The 14644-nt window shown below is 65.9% G+C and carries 12 protein-coding genes; 5 read left to right on the plus strand and 7 right to left on the minus strand.

The genetic code is table 11. The features are described 5' to 3' along the window. Window positions 1–22: 22 nt before the first annotated feature. Together GB927_RS02130 and GB927_RS02135 are read right to left on the minus strand one after the other, a co-directional pair. Complete coding sequence (locus GB927_RS02130; protein WP_256114890.1) at window positions 23–1258, minus strand: cysteine desulfurase-like protein; 1236 nt, start codon at window positions 1256–1258, stop codon at window positions 23–25. A gap of 102 nt (window positions 1259–1360) precedes the next feature. Next, window positions 1361–2863: an aldehyde dehydrogenase family protein gene (locus GB927_RS02135; RefSeq protein ID WP_256114891.1), complete on the minus strand. Its 1503-nt coding sequence runs from the start codon at window positions 2861–2863 to the stop codon at window positions 1361–1363. Window positions 2864–3017: 154 nt separating this feature from the next. On the opposite strand from GB927_RS02135, the gene GB927_RS02140 reads away from it, so the two are divergent. From GB927_RS02140 to GB927_RS02160, 5 genes are read left to right on the plus strand one after another with little or no spacing between them, the layout of a single operon-like run. Then, entirely contained in the window at window positions 3018–3788 is a 771-nt protein-coding gene (locus tag GB927_RS02140) for an N-formylglutamate amidohydrolase (protein ID WP_256114892.1), read from the plus strand. After that, window positions 3785–4693: a LysR substrate-binding domain-containing protein gene (locus tag GB927_RS02145; RefSeq protein WP_256114893.1), complete on the plus strand. Its 909-nt coding sequence runs from the start codon at window positions 3785–3787 to the stop codon at window positions 4691–4693. Before GB927_RS02140 ends, GB927_RS02145 begins: the two co-directional genes overlap by 4 nt. Beyond that, window positions 4690–6285: a GMC family oxidoreductase gene (locus GB927_RS02150; protein WP_256114894.1), complete on the plus strand. Its 1596-nt coding sequence runs from the start codon at window positions 4690–4692 to the stop codon at window positions 6283–6285. Before GB927_RS02145 ends, GB927_RS02150 begins: the two co-directional genes overlap by 4 nt. An 18-nt stretch (window positions 6286–6303) precedes the next feature. Then, window positions 6304–7683, plus strand: coding sequence for a glutamine synthetase family protein (locus tag GB927_RS02155; RefSeq protein WP_256114895.1), 1380 nt, complete (start codon window positions 6304–6306; stop codon window positions 7681–7683). A 36-nt stretch (window positions 7684–7719) separates the two neighbouring features. Then, window positions 7720–9165, plus strand: a complete 1446-nt coding sequence (locus tag GB927_RS02160; protein WP_256114897.1) for an APC family permease — start codon at window positions 7720–7722, stop codon at window positions 9163–9165. A gap of 36 nt (window positions 9166–9201) precedes the next feature. Here the strand turns inward: GB927_RS02160 and GB927_RS02165 are convergent, their stop codons facing one another. From GB927_RS02165 to GB927_RS02185, 5 genes are all read right to left on the minus strand, one after another. Further along, the gene (locus GB927_RS02165; protein ID WP_256114898.1) at window positions 9202–9888 is read right to left on the minus strand and encodes an SDR family NAD(P)-dependent oxidoreductase; all 687 of its coding nucleotides are present in this window, start codon (window positions 9886–9888) and stop codon (window positions 9202–9204) included. An 8-nt stretch (window positions 9889–9896) separates the two neighbouring features. Beyond that, the gene (locus GB927_RS02170; RefSeq protein ID WP_256114899.1) at window positions 9897–11351 is read right to left on the minus strand and encodes an NAD-dependent succinate-semialdehyde dehydrogenase; all 1455 of its coding nucleotides are present in this window, start codon (window positions 11349–11351) and stop codon (window positions 9897–9899) included. Next, window positions 11348–12652 (minus strand): 4-aminobutyrate--2-oxoglutarate transaminase, encoded by a 1305-nt coding sequence (gabT, locus tag GB927_RS02175; protein ID WP_439655464.1) that lies wholly within the window; start codon window positions 12650–12652, stop codon window positions 11348–11350. The genes GB927_RS02170 and gabT overlap by 4 nt, the downstream gene beginning before the upstream one ends. 97 nt (window positions 12653–12749) lie before the next feature. Further along, complete coding sequence (locus GB927_RS02180) at window positions 12750–12941, minus strand: hypothetical protein (RefSeq protein WP_256114900.1); 192 nt, start codon at window positions 12939–12941, stop codon at window positions 12750–12752. A gap of 4 nt (window positions 12942–12945) precedes the next feature. Continuing rightward, window positions 12946–14643 (minus strand): hydantoinase B/oxoprolinase family protein, encoded by a 1698-nt coding sequence (locus tag GB927_RS02185; RefSeq protein WP_256114901.1) that lies wholly within the window; start codon window positions 14641–14643, stop codon window positions 12946–12948. Window position 14644 lies beyond the last annotated feature (1 nt).

Consider the following 14644-nt stretch of genomic DNA (forward strand, 5'->3'; position numbering starts at 1 on the left):
CGCATGGTTAGGGCATGGCGGCCTATGAGACAAGCCGCTCGATGACCGCCAGGGTGCGCTCGATCTCGTCTTCACGATTGTAGTGCGCGATGCCGATGCGCACGACGCCTTCCTCCTCGGAAAGGCCGAGATGGCGGGCAGGCTCCAGCGCGTAATTGTGGCCCGACCAGACATTGATGTCCTCCGCCGCCAGCGCCTCGGCGAAGCGATGGGTCGAGACGCTTTCGTGGGTGAAGGAGATGGTCGGCACGCGATGGGCAAAGAGGTTCGGGTTGGCGATCCCCATCAGCTTGACACCGGGCAGCGCCGTCAGGCCACCGATCAGCCGGCGCGTCAGGCCGGCCTCGTAGGCGTCGAAGGCGTTGTAGGCGCCCGCCATCCGTTCGCGCCGCGTGCCGGCATGGCCCGTCGCCTCGCCGGCCCAGGCCAGGTAGTCGATCGTCGCGGTCAGGCCGGCGAGAAGCTCGGTCTGCGGCGTGCCGGTGCAGAAGCGGTCGGGAATATCGTCGCTCGCGCAGCGCACGCGGTGCGGCGGCAGCGACCGCAGCAGCGCCTCGCGTCCCCACAGGATGCCGAGATGCGGGCCAAAGAACTTGTAGGACGAACAGGCCAGGAAGTCGCAGCCGATCGCTTGGACATCCGGCAGCCTGTGCGGCGCCAGCTGCACCGCGTCGATCCAGACGAGCGCGCCCGCAGCCCGCGCCAGCGCCGTCAACGCGGCGACGTCGTTGACGCTGCCGGTCATGTTCGAGGCATAGTTGAGCGCGAGGAATTTCGTGCGCGGCGACAGGAGGGCCGAAAGATCCTCGGGCTCGATGCGCCAGCTTTCCCTGTTGAAGGGCAGCCATTTCACCACTAGGCCGCGTGCCTCGGCCATGGCAAGCCAGGGCGAGATGTTGCCCTCGTGGTCCATGCGCGTGACGATGATCTCGTCGCCGGGCGACAGCGTCTGGCTGATGACCTGCGCCATCTGGAAGGCCAGCGTCGTCATGTTCGGGCCGATCACCATCTCCTGCCAGGAGGCGGCATTGACGAATTCCGCGGCCGCCTCATGCGCCGCCCGCCAGATCGCATCGGCCCGTTGCGAGGCGGCGAAACGACCACCCAGATTGGAGGATGCCGTCGCCATGGTCTGGGCGACGGCCGCGATGACCTGTTCGGGAACCAGCGTTCCGGCCGGATTGTCGAGATAGGCGGTGCGGGACTGGAGCAAGGCCGGGAAAGCGGCGCGGATCAGGTCGATCGGATAGGCGGTCATGGGCAACACTCCTGCGGAATAGGTCTGTTCGATCGCTTATCCTGCGCCCGGAGCACCGTCGCAATCCACCTGACGGAGGATGGGCCGTATCCGTGGTGACAGCTAGGCCCTTATTTCGACCGCCTTTCGCCGGCTATAGGACGCAATACCGGCCATGCCGCTTTCGATGCCGAAGCCCGACTGTTTCCAGGGCGCCGAGCCGAGGGCGAAGCCGGAACCCTCGCCGGCCGCGTCGTCGCCCATGACGACCACCTTGCCGGCCTGGATCGTGCGGGCCGCTTCCATGGCGATCGTCAGGTCGCGGGTATAGACGGTGGCGGCAAGCCCGTAGATCGTATCGTTCGCCAAAGCGAAGGCCTCGTCAGCGGTGCGGAACGACTGGATCGTCAGCACCGGCCCGAAAATCTCCTCCTGTACGACGCGCATTCCCTGCGAAACACCATCGAAGACAGTAGGGGCGACATAGCTACCCTCCACCGAAGGCACCGCCTGCCCGGCCGTCACCCGGCGCGCGCCGTCGCGGAGCGCGGACTGGATGTGTCCATCGACGCGCCGCTTCTGTGATTCGCTGGCGAGCGGCCCCAGCCCGGCCTCGCCGGAAAACGGCGCGATCAGGCGCATCGCATCGACCTTCGCGGCGAGCGCTTCGGTGAACGGTTTCATGATCGCATCCGCGACGAGGATGCGGGTTCGGGCGACGCAGAGCTGGCCGGCATTCCAGAGACCCGCCTGCGCGATGCTTGCGGCAATGCGTTCGATGTCGCCGGCCATGTCCTCGAACACCAGCGCCGGCGACTTGCCGCCGCATTCGAGCAGCAGCGGCTTGCCGTTCGATTGCGCGGCGAGCATCATGAGCGCCCTGCCTGTCGCCGTCGATCCGGTAAAGCTCATCAGGTCGACATCCGGATGCCCGCCGAGCGCCGCGCCGGCATCCGCGCCAAACCCGGTCACCACGTTCAGTACGCCCTCCGGCACGCCGGCCTCTACCGCGATCTCCGCGAGCTTCAGTGTCGAATAGGACGCGATCTCGGATGGCTTCAGCACGATCGAATTGCCCGCCGCCAGCGCCGGCGCAATCTTCAGGGCGGCGTTGACGAGCGGGAAATTCCAGGGGGTGATCGCGCCGACGACGCCATGCGGCTCGTCGCGCGAAAAGGCGAGCGTACGCGGATCGGCGCTCATGACCGCGCCCTCCGTCTTGTCCACCGCGCCGGTGAAGAAGCGGATCAGGCCTTCGGCGATCGACACGTCAAACCGGGCGTCGGCGAGCGGCTTGCCCATCTCCAGCGTATCGAAAAGCGCCAGCGTCTCCGTGTTCTCCCGCACGAGATCGGCAAAACGGTTGAGGATCGCCTGGCGCCGCAACGGGCCGAGCGACCGCCAGCGGCCATCCACAAAGGCCCTCCGCGCAGCCTGGACCGCGCCGTCCACATCCTGCGCATCGCAGGCCGCCACGGCCGGCAACCGACGGCCGTCAGCGGGGTGGACGGGCTCGAAAGTCTTCCCCGCGCTTGACGGACGAAAGGCGCCGTCGATGAATGGCTGGACGGGGAACGCGAGCGCGTTCAAAGCAGCGTCGAAATCAGGAGAAAGGGAAGGCAGCATGAGGTCGGTGTCCTTGAAAAATCCCACGCCGTTTAAGCACGCGTATCCATCCGCAGGGAGACGACCATTGGGCGTCACTCGATGCATTTGGATGTCTTATGCGCAGGGTGCCGTTGGCCTAGCGTCGTTGCCAGCATATCGGAGCCAGGCACCATTGATAAACGCAGACCAGCATTTTTCGCATCCCCAGTCCGACGAGGCGTCGATCGAGGAAATCGGCGGCCGTCGTTCGGGCCTCGTGCTGATCTGCGAACATGCAGGGCGCGAGGTGCCGGAAGCATGGAACCGGCTCGGCCTCGGCGAGGACTATTTCGGCACGCATTTCTCGCACGATATCGGCGCGGCGGCGCTTACCCGCGCGCTCAGCGCCCAGCTCGCCGCACCTGCGATCCTCGCGCGCTATTCCCGGCTGTTCTACGACATCAACCGTGGTTCGCGCTCGTGGGATTGCATTCGCCCGGACATGGGCGGCATTCCCGTGCCGGGCAACCAGAACCTGACGGATGCGGAACGGGATCTGCGCGATGCGCTGGTGCGCGAGCCCTTCGACCGCGCCGTCATCCGCGGCCTGCGGCCGGGCGACGTGCTGGTCGGCATCCACAGCTTCTCCGGCATCTATGACGGCAAGGCGCGCCGCACGGAAATCGGCGTGCTGCGCGCGGATGGCTGCCGGACCGGCCAGGCGATGCTCGACTGGCTGAAGCAGGACGGCCGTTTCGTCATCGGCGACAACGATCCCTACGACCTGCGCAAGGTGGCGCCGGGCACGACGACCCGCATCCAGGCCGCGGTCAACGTCGAGGCCATCATCATCGAAGTGCGTAACGACATCATCGACACAGCGGACGGCGTTGAGCAGGTGGCAGCCTGCCTTGCCGATGCGCTTACGGCTCTCGTCTCCTCGAAAGAGGAGGTGCAGCCATGAAATTCCACCAGATCAGCGCCTTCGAGGCCGTGACGCGCGCCGGCGGCATCCGGGCGGCCGCGCGCACGCTCGGCCTGACGCAAAGCGCCATCACCAAGGCGATCCGCGAGCTGGAGGCCGAGGCCGGCGTGTCGCTTCTGCTGCGTAGCGCCCGCGGCGTCGTGCTCACCGAGAGCGGCCGGCAGCTTGCGGCGCGCGCGCATCTCCTCGTCGAGCAGATGCGCGCCGCGCAGGACGATATCCGCCAGCTCAATGCCGGCACCGGCGGCAAGCTGGTCGTCGGCCTGACGCCGACCATCATCGAGACGGTGCTGTCCGAGATCATCCGCCATTTCCGAACCCGCATGCCGGGCGTGCGGCTGGTCATTCACGAGGCGTCGTTGCCAGGCTCCCTGCCCGACATCCGCGACGGCACCTTCGACCTCGCCGTCGTGGGCGCCGGCCGGGAGCCGGCAACCGCCAGCGACCTCGCCTGCGAATTCCTGCTCAGCGTCAACAAGCGCATCGCGCTGCGCCGCGGCCATCCGCTGGCCGGGATCCGCAACCCGGCGGAGCTTGCCGATGCGGTCTGGGTACTGCCGCAGGAGCCGAGCGACCCGTCAGACCCGATGCATGCCTTCATGCAGGAAGCGGGCCTCGCCATGCCGCCGAAGCTGGTCGAATGCGTGAGCCTGCCGGCCACGGTTTCGATCATCGCCAACAGCGACATGGTGTCCGCCCTGCCGGAACCCCTGATCGACCAGCCGCATGTCGCAAGCCGCATCGTCAGCCTCGCCTTCGAGCAGAAGCTCCAGCCGAGCCGCTACTGGCTGCTGCGGCGTTCCGCCGTGCCGCTGTCGCCGGCCGCGCTCTTCATGTGCGACCTGCTGCGCACCTATTCGAAAGACATCAAGGACAAACGATGACGACCAAGACCACGGACATTGTCGTCATCGGCGCGGGCTCAGCCGGATCGGTCGTCGCCAACCGCCTTTCGGCGGACGGCACGCGGCGCGTGCTGCTGCTGGAGGCCGGCGGCTGGGACTGGTCACCGGTGTTCAGCGTGCCAGCCGGTGAAGAGAAGGCGATCGGCAACCCCGATTATGCCTGGGCCTACCGGACGGAACCGGACGCCACCCGCGACGGACGGCAGGAGAACTGGCCGGCCGGGCGCGTGCTCGGCGGCAGTTCCTCGATCAACGGCATGATCTTTCTGCGCGGCAACCGCAGCGATTTCGACGCCTGGGCCGAGGCGGGTGCCGCGGGCTGGGATTATGAAAGCGTGCTGCCCTATTTCAAGCGGCTGGAGCACAACTCCCGCGGCGGCGACGCCTTTCGCGGCGCCGATGGTCCTTTGAGTGTCTCGGACGTGCGCACGCCGCACGCGCTGGTCAAGACCTTCATCACGGCTGCGCAGCAGGCGGGCCACGCCTACAATCCGAACGTCAACGGCGAGACGCAGCTCGGCGTCGGCCCCTTGCAGGCCTCCCAGAAGCGCGGCTGGCGGCACAGCGCTGCGCGCGCCTATCTCTGGCCGGCCCTCTTCCGCCGCAACCTGACGATCCGCACACGGGCGCAGGTCACCCGCATCCTGATCGATCGCGGGCAGGTCACCGGCCTCGACTATGTGCAGGACGGCACGACGCACCGCATCCATGCGGGCGCCGTCGTGCTCAGCGCCGGTGCGCTCGCCTCCCCGCGCCTCCTCATGCTGTCGGGCATCGGCCCGGCCGATCACCTCCGCGCGCATGGCATCGACGTGGTTGCAGACCTGCCGGGCGTCGGCCAGAACCTGCAGGAGCATCCGGGCGTGCTGGTCACGGCGGCCGTTCGCACGCGCACCTACAATGTCGAGACGGACCCGCTCAGCGTCGTCAAACACGGGCTGAACTGGATGCTGCGCGGCTGCGGGCCGGGTGCGACGCCCATCGGCCACGCCGTCGCCTTTGCCCGCACGCGCGATGGGCTTGCGGATGGCGACGTGCAGATCACCTTCACGCCGATCGGCTACAACACCGATGGCGACGGACCGATGCTGCTGCCGTTTCCGGCGATCGTGCTCGCCGTCAATGTCTGCCGCCCGCTGTCGCGCGGCACGCTTCGCCTGCGCTCCGCCGATCCGCACGCGCTTCCCGTCATCGACCACCCGATGTTCGGCGATCCGCAAGACCTCGACACGCTGCGGCGCGGGGCGCTGATGGCCCGCGACATCCTTGCCGCGCCCGCCTTCGCCGCGACCTATGAGCGGGAGGTCAAGCCGGGGCCGGAGACGCGCAGCGACGAGGACTGGAACGCGTTCCTGCGCCAGAAATCGATGCGCTTCAGCCATCCCGCAGGCACCTGCCGGATGGGGCGCGACGGCGGCGCCGTCGTCGATGAGACGCTGCGCGTGCACGGCCTGTCCGGCCTCTTCGTCGCCGATGCCTCGATCATGCCGACGCTGCCCAGCGCCAACACCAATGCAGCCGCGATCATGATCGGAGAAAAGGCCTCCGATCACATCAAGGCCCGTCTATAAGCCAAAAGGGGAACCCGCGTGTCCAACGATTACGAAACCGCCCGCGCCGAAAGGGCGCCCGCCCTCGACGACTTCCAGGCGTCGCTTGCGAAGAACGGCGCCCAGTTCATCCAGGTCCACCTGCCGGATATCAACGGCAACTTCCGCACCAAGATCGCCCCCTTCAAGATCTCCTCGCAGGGTGAGGCGGTGAACTGTAATTTCTTCTGCACCGCGCCCGGCGAAGGTGCGCCGCTGCTGGAGCCGCTCTTCCCGGCCGAGGTCTCCAACGAGACGAACGGTTTTCCCAACATGCGCGGCCTCATCGATCCCGCGACGGTGCGCCAGCATGAATGGGCGCCGGAATGGGCCTCGGCGATCGTCGATTCCTTCGAGATCGGCGGCCGGCGCAATCCGCTCGATCTGCGCGGCATCATCGCGCGTCATGAACAGCGGGCGACCGATCTCGGCTACGAGGTGAAGTTCGCGCTCGAATACGAGTTCGGCATCTTCGAGATCGACGAGGAGAAGATGCGGGCCGGGCGTTACCGCGACCTCAAACCCTGGGGCCATGGCGACATCAACTATTCGCTGATGCGCTCCAAGGGTTTCCAGGCCTTCTTCGCCGAGCTCATCCGCCGGCTGAAGGGCGTCGGCATCACGCTGGCCGCGGTAACGACGGAATACGGCTACGGCATGTACGAATATGCGCTCGGGCCTAAATCGCCGTTGGAGGCAGCCGACGACGCCGTGCGTGCCAAGATCGTCCTTCAGGAACTCTGCCTGGAGCACGGCCTCACCGCCACCTTCATGGCCCGCTTCCAGCCGCTCGGCACGCACAGCGCCTCCGGCGCGCACCACCACCAGAGCCTCTGGAAGGACGGTCGCAACGTCACCGCGACCGGCGAAAACCAGCTGAGTGCGGTCGGCCGGCACTATCTCGGCGGCCTGCTGCAACACCTTCCGGCCTCGCACCTCGCCTTCCGGCCGAACATCAACTCCTACCGCCGCTTCGACCGGGGCGCCTGGTCGCCCACGACGATCGGCTGGGGCCACGAGGATCGCACGAAATCGATCCGCGCCATCACCATCCCGTCGGAGCCCGCTGCGCGCTTCGAACACCGCGTTCCGGGCTCGGACATCAACCCGTATCTCAGCGTCGCGATGATGCTCGCCGCCGGCCTCGACGGTATCGAGAAACGCCTCGATCCGGATGCCATCGCCGACCGGGAGCTGCCCGATACGCTGGAAGGCTCGATCGCGCTCTTCGAAAAGGACGCCTTCGTGACCGAGGCGCTCGGCGCCGGATTCCAGGCCCACTACGCGGCGAGCCGGCATTTCGAGGCAGCGGCCTTCAAGGCCTGGCTCGACCGGCACATCACCGATTTCGAATTCCAGCGTTATTTCGCCGGCCTCTAGGCCGGCCTTTGCTTGACGACAAAAAAGGGGAACCAGATGTCAAAGCAAGCCTCCGCAGATACACCAGCCAACCAGCTAAGGCCGGATTCTCTCGGCGTCGGCGCCATTACCTTTCTCGTGGTGTCGGCGGCAGCACCCCTCACCGCCACCGCAGGCGGCGTGCCCATGTCCATGCTGCTCGGCAACGGCGCCGGCATTCCGGCGGCCTTTCTCGTCGTGGTCGCCGTGCTGCTGCTCTTTTCCGTCGGCTACGTGACCATGACGCGCTATGTGCGCAATGCCGGCGCCTTCTATGCCTATGCCTCGCAGGGCATCGGCGGCATCGCCGGCGGGGCGGCCTCGCTGGTCGCCATCCTCGCCTATAATTCCATGCAGATCGGCGTCTACGGCCTGTTCGGCGCAGCGACCGCCGGCTTCCTCGCCACGCTCGGCATCACCCTGCCCTGGTGGGCCTGCGCCTTTGCCGGCATCGCGATCGTCGCCGTCTGCGGCTACCGCCATGTTGACCTCTCGGCCAAGATCCTGGCGGTGCTCGTGCTGCTCGAATTCCTCGTCGTCATCATCGTCGATGTCGCGATTCTCGTGAGCGGCGGCGATTCCGGCTTCACCTTCACCCCGTTCACCCCCGCCGCCTTCTTCTCCGGCTCGCCGGCGATCGGCCTGCTCTTCTGCTTCGCATCCTTCGTCGGCTTCGAGGCGACGGCGATCTACAGCGAGGAGGCGCGCGATCCGCTGAAGACCGTGCCGCGCGCGACCTATGTCTCCGTGCTCACCATCGGCATCTTCTACATGCTCACCTCCTGGCTGATGGTCATCGGCGCCGGTGAGGCAAAGCTGTTGCCGGAATTGCAGAGCCTCGCCGATCCGACCACCTTCCTCTTTGCGCTGGCCGAACGTTATGTCGGCAGCTGGATCGTGCCGATCATGAGCCTGCTCTTCATCAGCAGCCTCTTTGCCGCCGTGCTGGCGCTGCACAACGCCGTCGCCCGCTATGTCTATGTCGGTGGCCGTGAGGGGTTGTTTCCGAAAATCTGCGGCACCACGCATGGCCTCTTCCAGAGCCCGCATGTCGGCTCGGTGGTCCAGACGGTTATCGCGATCGTGGTCATCGCCTATTTCGCGATCGCGGGGCTTGATCCGGTGCTGGCGCTCTTCGCCTGGCTCACCATGCTGGCGACGCTTGCCGTCATGGTGCTGATGGCGCTCACCGCCGTGGCGATCTTCTGCTATTTCCGCAAGAACCCGCAGTTGCAGCATAGCATCTTCGTCACGACGATCGCACCGCTCGCGGTGGCGGTCACGCTTGCCGCGATGATCTACTTCGTGACGGTGAATTTTGGCGTGCTGACGGGGGCCAGTTCGGTGCTTGCCGTGGCGCTTCCGGCCCTGATCCCGGCCGCGGCGATCATCGGCATCCTGCTCGCCACGCGCCTCAAGGGCGCAAGCCCCGACCGCTTCGCACAGCTCGGTTTCGGCATCTGAGTAAGAACCGGCACGCTCCCGGCGTGCCGGTTCTGCCTACCAGGCGATCGTCTCGTTGCGATAATCGACGAAATGCACGCCGCCGCTGCCGGCGCGGGCAACCAGCGTGCCGACGATGCCTGCGGCGCTCGTTTCGACATCGAGCGGTGCGCTATCGCCACCCATGTCGGTGCGCACCCAGCCGGGCGAAACGGCGAGATAGGTTTTGCCGTCCGCATGCCGGGCGGCGAAACTCTTCATCAACTGGTTGAGGGCCGCCTTGCTGGCGCGATAGACGTCCCAACCGCCACCGGCATTGCCGCTGACGCTGCCCATGTTCGAGGACATGGCAGCGGCGACGCCGTCGGTCGCCATCAGACCGTGCAGCGCGCCGATGACGCGGAAGGGCGCCAGTGCATTCGTGGCCATGACATCCAGGAAATCCTGCTCCGGCACGCTCTCGATGGGGGATGCAGGATCATTGGCGATGCCGGCATTGACGAACAACACGTCCAGCCTGCGCCCGGACAGGGTTTTCCGCACACGCTCGATATCCTCGGCGATCGTGATGTCCATCGTCACGATCGAGAGCGTGCCCTTCCCCGCCAGCGTTTCGAGGGCTACGCGGCCGCGCTCATTGCGCACGGTCGCGATTACCTCCCATCCGCGGGCAAGAAAGGCTTCCGCTAGGCCCAGGCCGAGGCCTCGCGACGCTCCAACGATCAACGCCACCTTTTGCGACATGCTGTCCCTTATGCTCTCTTCAGCCCGCCGAAGCAGGCATATTTCAGCTCCACATATTCCTCGATACCATATTTGGAGCCCTCGCGACCGAAACCGCTCTCCTTGATGCCGCCGAAGGGCGCGAGTTCGGTGGAGATGAGGCCCTCGTTGATGCCGACCATGCCGAATTGCAGCTCTTCGAGCACATGCCAGATCCGATTGATATCGCGCGCGTAAAAATAGGCCATCAGGCCGTAGCGCGTGTCGTTGGCGAGCCGGATGACCTCGGCTTCATCCTTGAAGCGGAAGACCGGGGCGACCGGGCCAAACGCCTCTTCCTGCGCAAGCCGCATCGAGGCCTGCATGCCGCTCAGCACCGTCGGCTCGAACCAGGTACCGCCAAGCGCATGCGGCTTGCCGCCGGTTTCGACGCTGGCGCCATGGTCCACGGCATCGCCGATCAGCTCCGCCACCTTCGCCACGGCCTTCGCATTGATGAGCGGCCCCTGCACCACCTCCGGCGCGGCACCGTCTCCCACCTTCAGCTTCGCAACCTCTTCCCTCAGCTTCGCCACGAAGGCATCGTGGATGCCGTCCTGCACATAGATGCGGTTGGTGCACACACAGGTCTGGCCGGAATTGCGGAACTTCGAGGCGATGGCGCCGGCGACGGCGAGATCGAGGTCGGCGTCGTCGAAGACGATGAACGGCGCATTGCCACCGAGTTCCAGCGACAGCTTTTTCAGCGTGTCAGAGCACTGCCGCATCAACAGCTTGCCGACTGCGGTCGAGCCGGTGAAGGAGAGTTTTCGGATAACCGGATGTTCGCAGAGCAGGCGGCCGATGCCCGCAGAATCTTTCGACGGCACGATGTTGAGCACGCCGGCCGGAATGCCGGCCTGCCGGGCAAGCTCGGCCATGGCCAACGCCGTCAGCGGCGTTTCCTCGGAGGGTTTGACGACCATGGTGCAGCCGGCGGCAAGGGCTGCGGCGGCCTTGCGGGTGATCATCGCCAGCGGAAAATTCCAGGGCGTGATGGCGGCGCAGACGCCGATCGGCTGTTTTAGCACGACGAAACGCCGGTCGCGCCCGGCCGAGGGGATGACGTCGCCATAGACGCGCTTGGCCTCCTCGGAAAACCAGTCGACGAAGGAAGCGCCGAACGCCACCTCGCCCCGCGCCTCGTACAGCGGCTTGCCCTGCTCGGCTGTGATCAGCCGGGCAAGGTCTTCCGTATGCGCGGTGATGAGGTCGAACCAGGCGCGCAGCAGTTTTGCCCGTTCCTTGGCCGGACGCTCGCGCCAGTCGATTTGCGCGCGCTCGGCGGCAAGGATGGCGCGTTCGACATCGGCGGCGGCCAGATCGGCGACGCGGGCGAGAACCTCGCCCGTCGCCGGGTTGCGCACCTCGAAGGTCGCGCCCCCATCCGCGTCCACCCATTCACCGTCGATGAAGGCGCGGTCATGCAGCAGCGCGAGCGTCATTGCCCGGCCTCCACCTTTTCCAGCGCCGCCCGCAGGCTGTCCTTCAGGATGGTGATGCCTTCGTCGAGATGCTCGAAGGGGATGGTCAGCGGCGTCAGAACACGCACAACATTGCCGTGCACGCCGCAGGAGAGCAGCAGCAGACCTTTTTCGGCGGCGGTGTGGGTGATCGCCTTCACCAGTTCCGGCCAGGGCTGGCGCGTCTCGCGGTCGCGCACGAACTCGATCGCCACCATGGCGCCGAGGCCGCGCACCTCGCCGATGCAGGCAAACTCATTGCCCTCCTGCCAGTCCTCGAAGACCGCCTTCAGCCGGCTGCCGACCTCGTTGGCGCGGTCGATCAGTTTTTCATCCTCGATGATCTCCATCACGGCGAGCGACGCCGCGCAGGACAGCGGATTGCCGGCGAAGGTCGAGCCGACACCGCCCATCGGGATCTTGTCCATGATATCGGCGCGGCCGGTGACGGCGGCGATCGGGAAGCCGCCGCCGAGCCCCTTCGCCATGGTGACGATATCGGCGGCAACGCCGGCATGTTCCATCGCGAACATTTTGCCGGTGCGGGCAAAACCCGTCTGGATTTCGTCGGCGATCAGCAGGATGCCGTGTTTGTCGCAGATCTCGCGCAGCGTGCGCAGAAAGGTGACGGGCGCGGGGTAGAAGCCGCCCTCGCCCTGCACCGGCTCGACGAAGATGCCGGCGACGCGGGTGGGATCGACCTCGGAGCGGAAGAAACGGTCGAGCGCGGTCAGCGATTCCTGTTCGGAAATGCCGTGGTAGGGGATCGGGAACGGCAGGTGGAAGACATCGGGCACCAGCGGACCGAAGCCCGCCTTGTAGGGTGTGGTCTTGCCGGTCAGCGTCATCGCCATCAGCGTGCGGCCGTGGAAGGCGCCGGAGAAGGCGACGAAGGCCGAGCGGCCGGTCGCGGCGCGGGCGATTTTGGCAGCGTTCTCGATGGCCTCGGCGCCGGTGGAGACGAGGAAGGTCTTCTTCGGGAAATCGCCCGGCACCAGTTCGTTCAGCTTCTCGCAGACCGTGACATAGTCGATATAGGGCGTGGTCTGGAACGAGGTGTGCGTGACTTTGTCGAGCTGGTTGCGCACCCGCTCGACCACCTTGGGATGACGGTGACCCGTGTTGTTGACGGCGATGCCGGCGGCAAAATCGATATAGCGCTTGCCTTCGACGTCCCACAGTTCGGCGTTCTCCGCCTTCTCGATATAGACGTCGAGATGTTTCGACAGGCCAGCCGGAATAGCGGCAGCGCGCCGCGCCATGAAGGCAGCGTTCGTGGACATGGATGTCTCCTTGGACAGTTTGTTATGGCGCGGCGCTATCGCGGCGCTTCAAGTTGGCCGGCCCCACCTTCTCGGACGGGGCCGGCGCATCAATTACTCAGACGGCCGCCTTGGCGCGGCGGGCGTCCCGGGCAAGCTTCCAGTCAACGCATTCCTCGGAGCAATAGATGCCCCCGTCATGCACCTTCTTGCGGGCGGAATCCTCGGCCGAGGCCTCGTAGATCAGCACGCCGCAATTGGCGCATTTCGTGTAGCTTTCGATGTAAAGCCCGTTCAGCGAAAACTTCATGGTCTCAGGCCTCCTGGTAGCCGTAATGTTTCTGGGCGGCCGCCTTGGAGACGTAGCCCTCGCGGACATCCTCTGCGACCGCTGCCGGATCGCGCTTTGCCGGTTCGCCGTAACCGCCACCGCCCGGGGTGACGAGCCGCACGCGGTCGCCGCGGCGGATCGAGACGTTGGAATAGCGGCTGGTCGAGGCCTTGCCGTAGGCTTCGCGCATCGTCTGCCAGTCCTCGCGGCCGTTCTTCATGACCAGCGTCGCGCCGACGCCGCCTTCCGTGCCGCCGTTGAGGCCCCAGGGGGCGAGCAGGTGGCGGTCGGTCATCTGCGAGCAGATGATCTCGTCGTTGAGGCACAGCATCTGCTTGGAATAACCGACCCCGCCGCGGTACTCGCCGGCACCGCCGGCATCGACGTTGAAGGCAAGGCTTTCGATGCGCCAGGGGAAGCGCGTCTCGTAGACTTCGACCGGCGTGATGCGGCAATTGCCGTTGATCGAGTCGACACCGTCATTGCCATCCGCGAAGGCACGGCCGCCCCAGCCGACAGCTTCTAGGTCGTAGCAGGCGAAATATTCGCCCGTATCCGCATCGACGCCGCCGAAGACGAAGTTGCAGTGCGTCGCCCCTTCCGCCGCCATGACGCGGTTCGGAATGGCCGGCGCCATGGCGCCGAGGATGGTGCCGACGATGCGCGGATGCGTCTCGGTGTTGCCGCCGACTTCCGGTGCCGGGAAATCCACGTTGACGATGGTGCCGGGTGGCGCCATCACGCGGATCGGCCGGAAGCAGCCGGAATTGCGCGGGATCGTCGGGTCGGTCATGTGCAGCACGGCATTGTAGGCGGCCGAGGTGGCGACGCCCAACGTCGCGTTGATCGGGCCTGAGGCCTGCGGCGAGGAACCATGATAGTCGACGATGATCTCGCCGCCGCGCTTGTGCACTTCGACGGCGACAGTATAGGTGCGGTCGGCGTCGATGCCGTCGCTCTCGATCGTGTCGGAGAAGGCGTAGATGCCGTCCGGGATCAGTTCCAGTTCGGCGCGCATGCGGCGCTCCGAATAGAGCAGCAGGTCGTTGACGGTCTCCTTGATCTTCTCCTTGCCGTATTTCTTGTAGATCTGCGTCATCTGCTTTTCGCCGAGATCGACGGCGGCGATGAGGGCGCGAAGGTCGCCATAGTTGACGCGCGGCGTGCGCACATTGGCGAGAAGCAGCTTCCAGACCTCGATATTGTCCTTTCCGCGCTTCTTGATCTTCACCGGCGGAATGCGAAGGCCTTCCTGGAAGATTTCCGTCGCCTCACCGCAGAAGCCACCCGGCGCCATGCCGCCGACTTCGGCGATATGGCCGATCGCCACCGCAAAGCCCATGATCTCGCCATCCACGAAGATCGGCTTGAAGAAGGTGTGCTCCGGCGTGTGCAGGCCGCCGCGATAGGGGTCGTTGTGGAGGATAACGTCACCCTCCTCGATCTCGTCGATCGGGATTTCCTTAAGGCACGACTTGACGAGCAGCGGCATGCCGCCGATCTGCGCCGGGCAATAGTCGGCGACGGCGATCATGTCGCCGTTCATGTCCGCGAGGCCGCAGGTGAAGTCGAGCGCCTCGTTGAAGATCGTCGAATAGGACGTCTTCATCAGCACGATCCCCATCTCCTTGCAGAGAGAGACCATGCTGGATTCCAGGATGTTCATCGTAACGAAGTCCATG

It is taken from the genome of Shinella lacus (genome assembly GCF_010994755.1).
Taxonomy (GTDB): domain Bacteria; phylum Pseudomonadota; class Alphaproteobacteria; order Rhizobiales; family Rhizobiaceae; genus Shinella; species Shinella lacus.

Excerpts from the sequence above, each read along its gene's own strand:
- GB927_RS02185 (WP_256114901.1), bottom strand. The coding sequence starts at position 14,643 with ATGGACTTCGTTACGATGAACATCCTGGAATCCAGCATGGTCTCTCTC.
- GB927_RS02180 (WP_256114900.1), bottom strand. The coding sequence starts at position 12,941 with ATGAAGTTTTCGCTGAACGGGCTTTACATCGAAAGCTACACGAAATGC.
- GB927_RS02130 (WP_256114890.1), bottom strand. The coding sequence starts at position 1,258 with ATGACCGCCTATCCGATCGACCTGATCCGCGCCGCTTTCCCGGCCTTG.
- gabT (WP_439655464.1), bottom strand. The coding sequence starts at position 12,652 with ATGTCCACGAACGCTGCCTTCATGGCGCGGCGCGCTGCCGCTATTCCG.
- GB927_RS02160 (WP_256114897.1), top strand. The coding sequence starts at position 7,720 with ATGTCAAAGCAAGCCTCCGCAGATACACCAGCCAACCAGCTAAGGCCG.
- GB927_RS02145 (WP_256114893.1), top strand. The coding sequence starts at position 3,785 with ATGAAATTCCACCAGATCAGCGCCTTCGAGGCCGTGACGCGCGCCGGC.
- GB927_RS02165 (WP_256114898.1), bottom strand. The coding sequence starts at position 9,888 with ATGTCGCAAAAGGTGGCGTTGATCGTTGGAGCGTCGCGAGGCCTCGGC.
- GB927_RS02135 (WP_256114891.1), bottom strand. The coding sequence starts at position 2,863 with ATGCTGCCTTCCCTTTCTCCTGATTTCGACGCTGCTTTGAACGCGCTC.
- GB927_RS02150 (WP_256114894.1), top strand. The coding sequence starts at position 4,690 with ATGACGACCAAGACCACGGACATTGTCGTCATCGGCGCGGGCTCAGCC.
- GB927_RS02170 (WP_256114899.1), bottom strand. The coding sequence starts at position 11,351 with ATGACGCTCGCGCTGCTGCATGACCGCGCCTTCATCGACGGTGAATGG.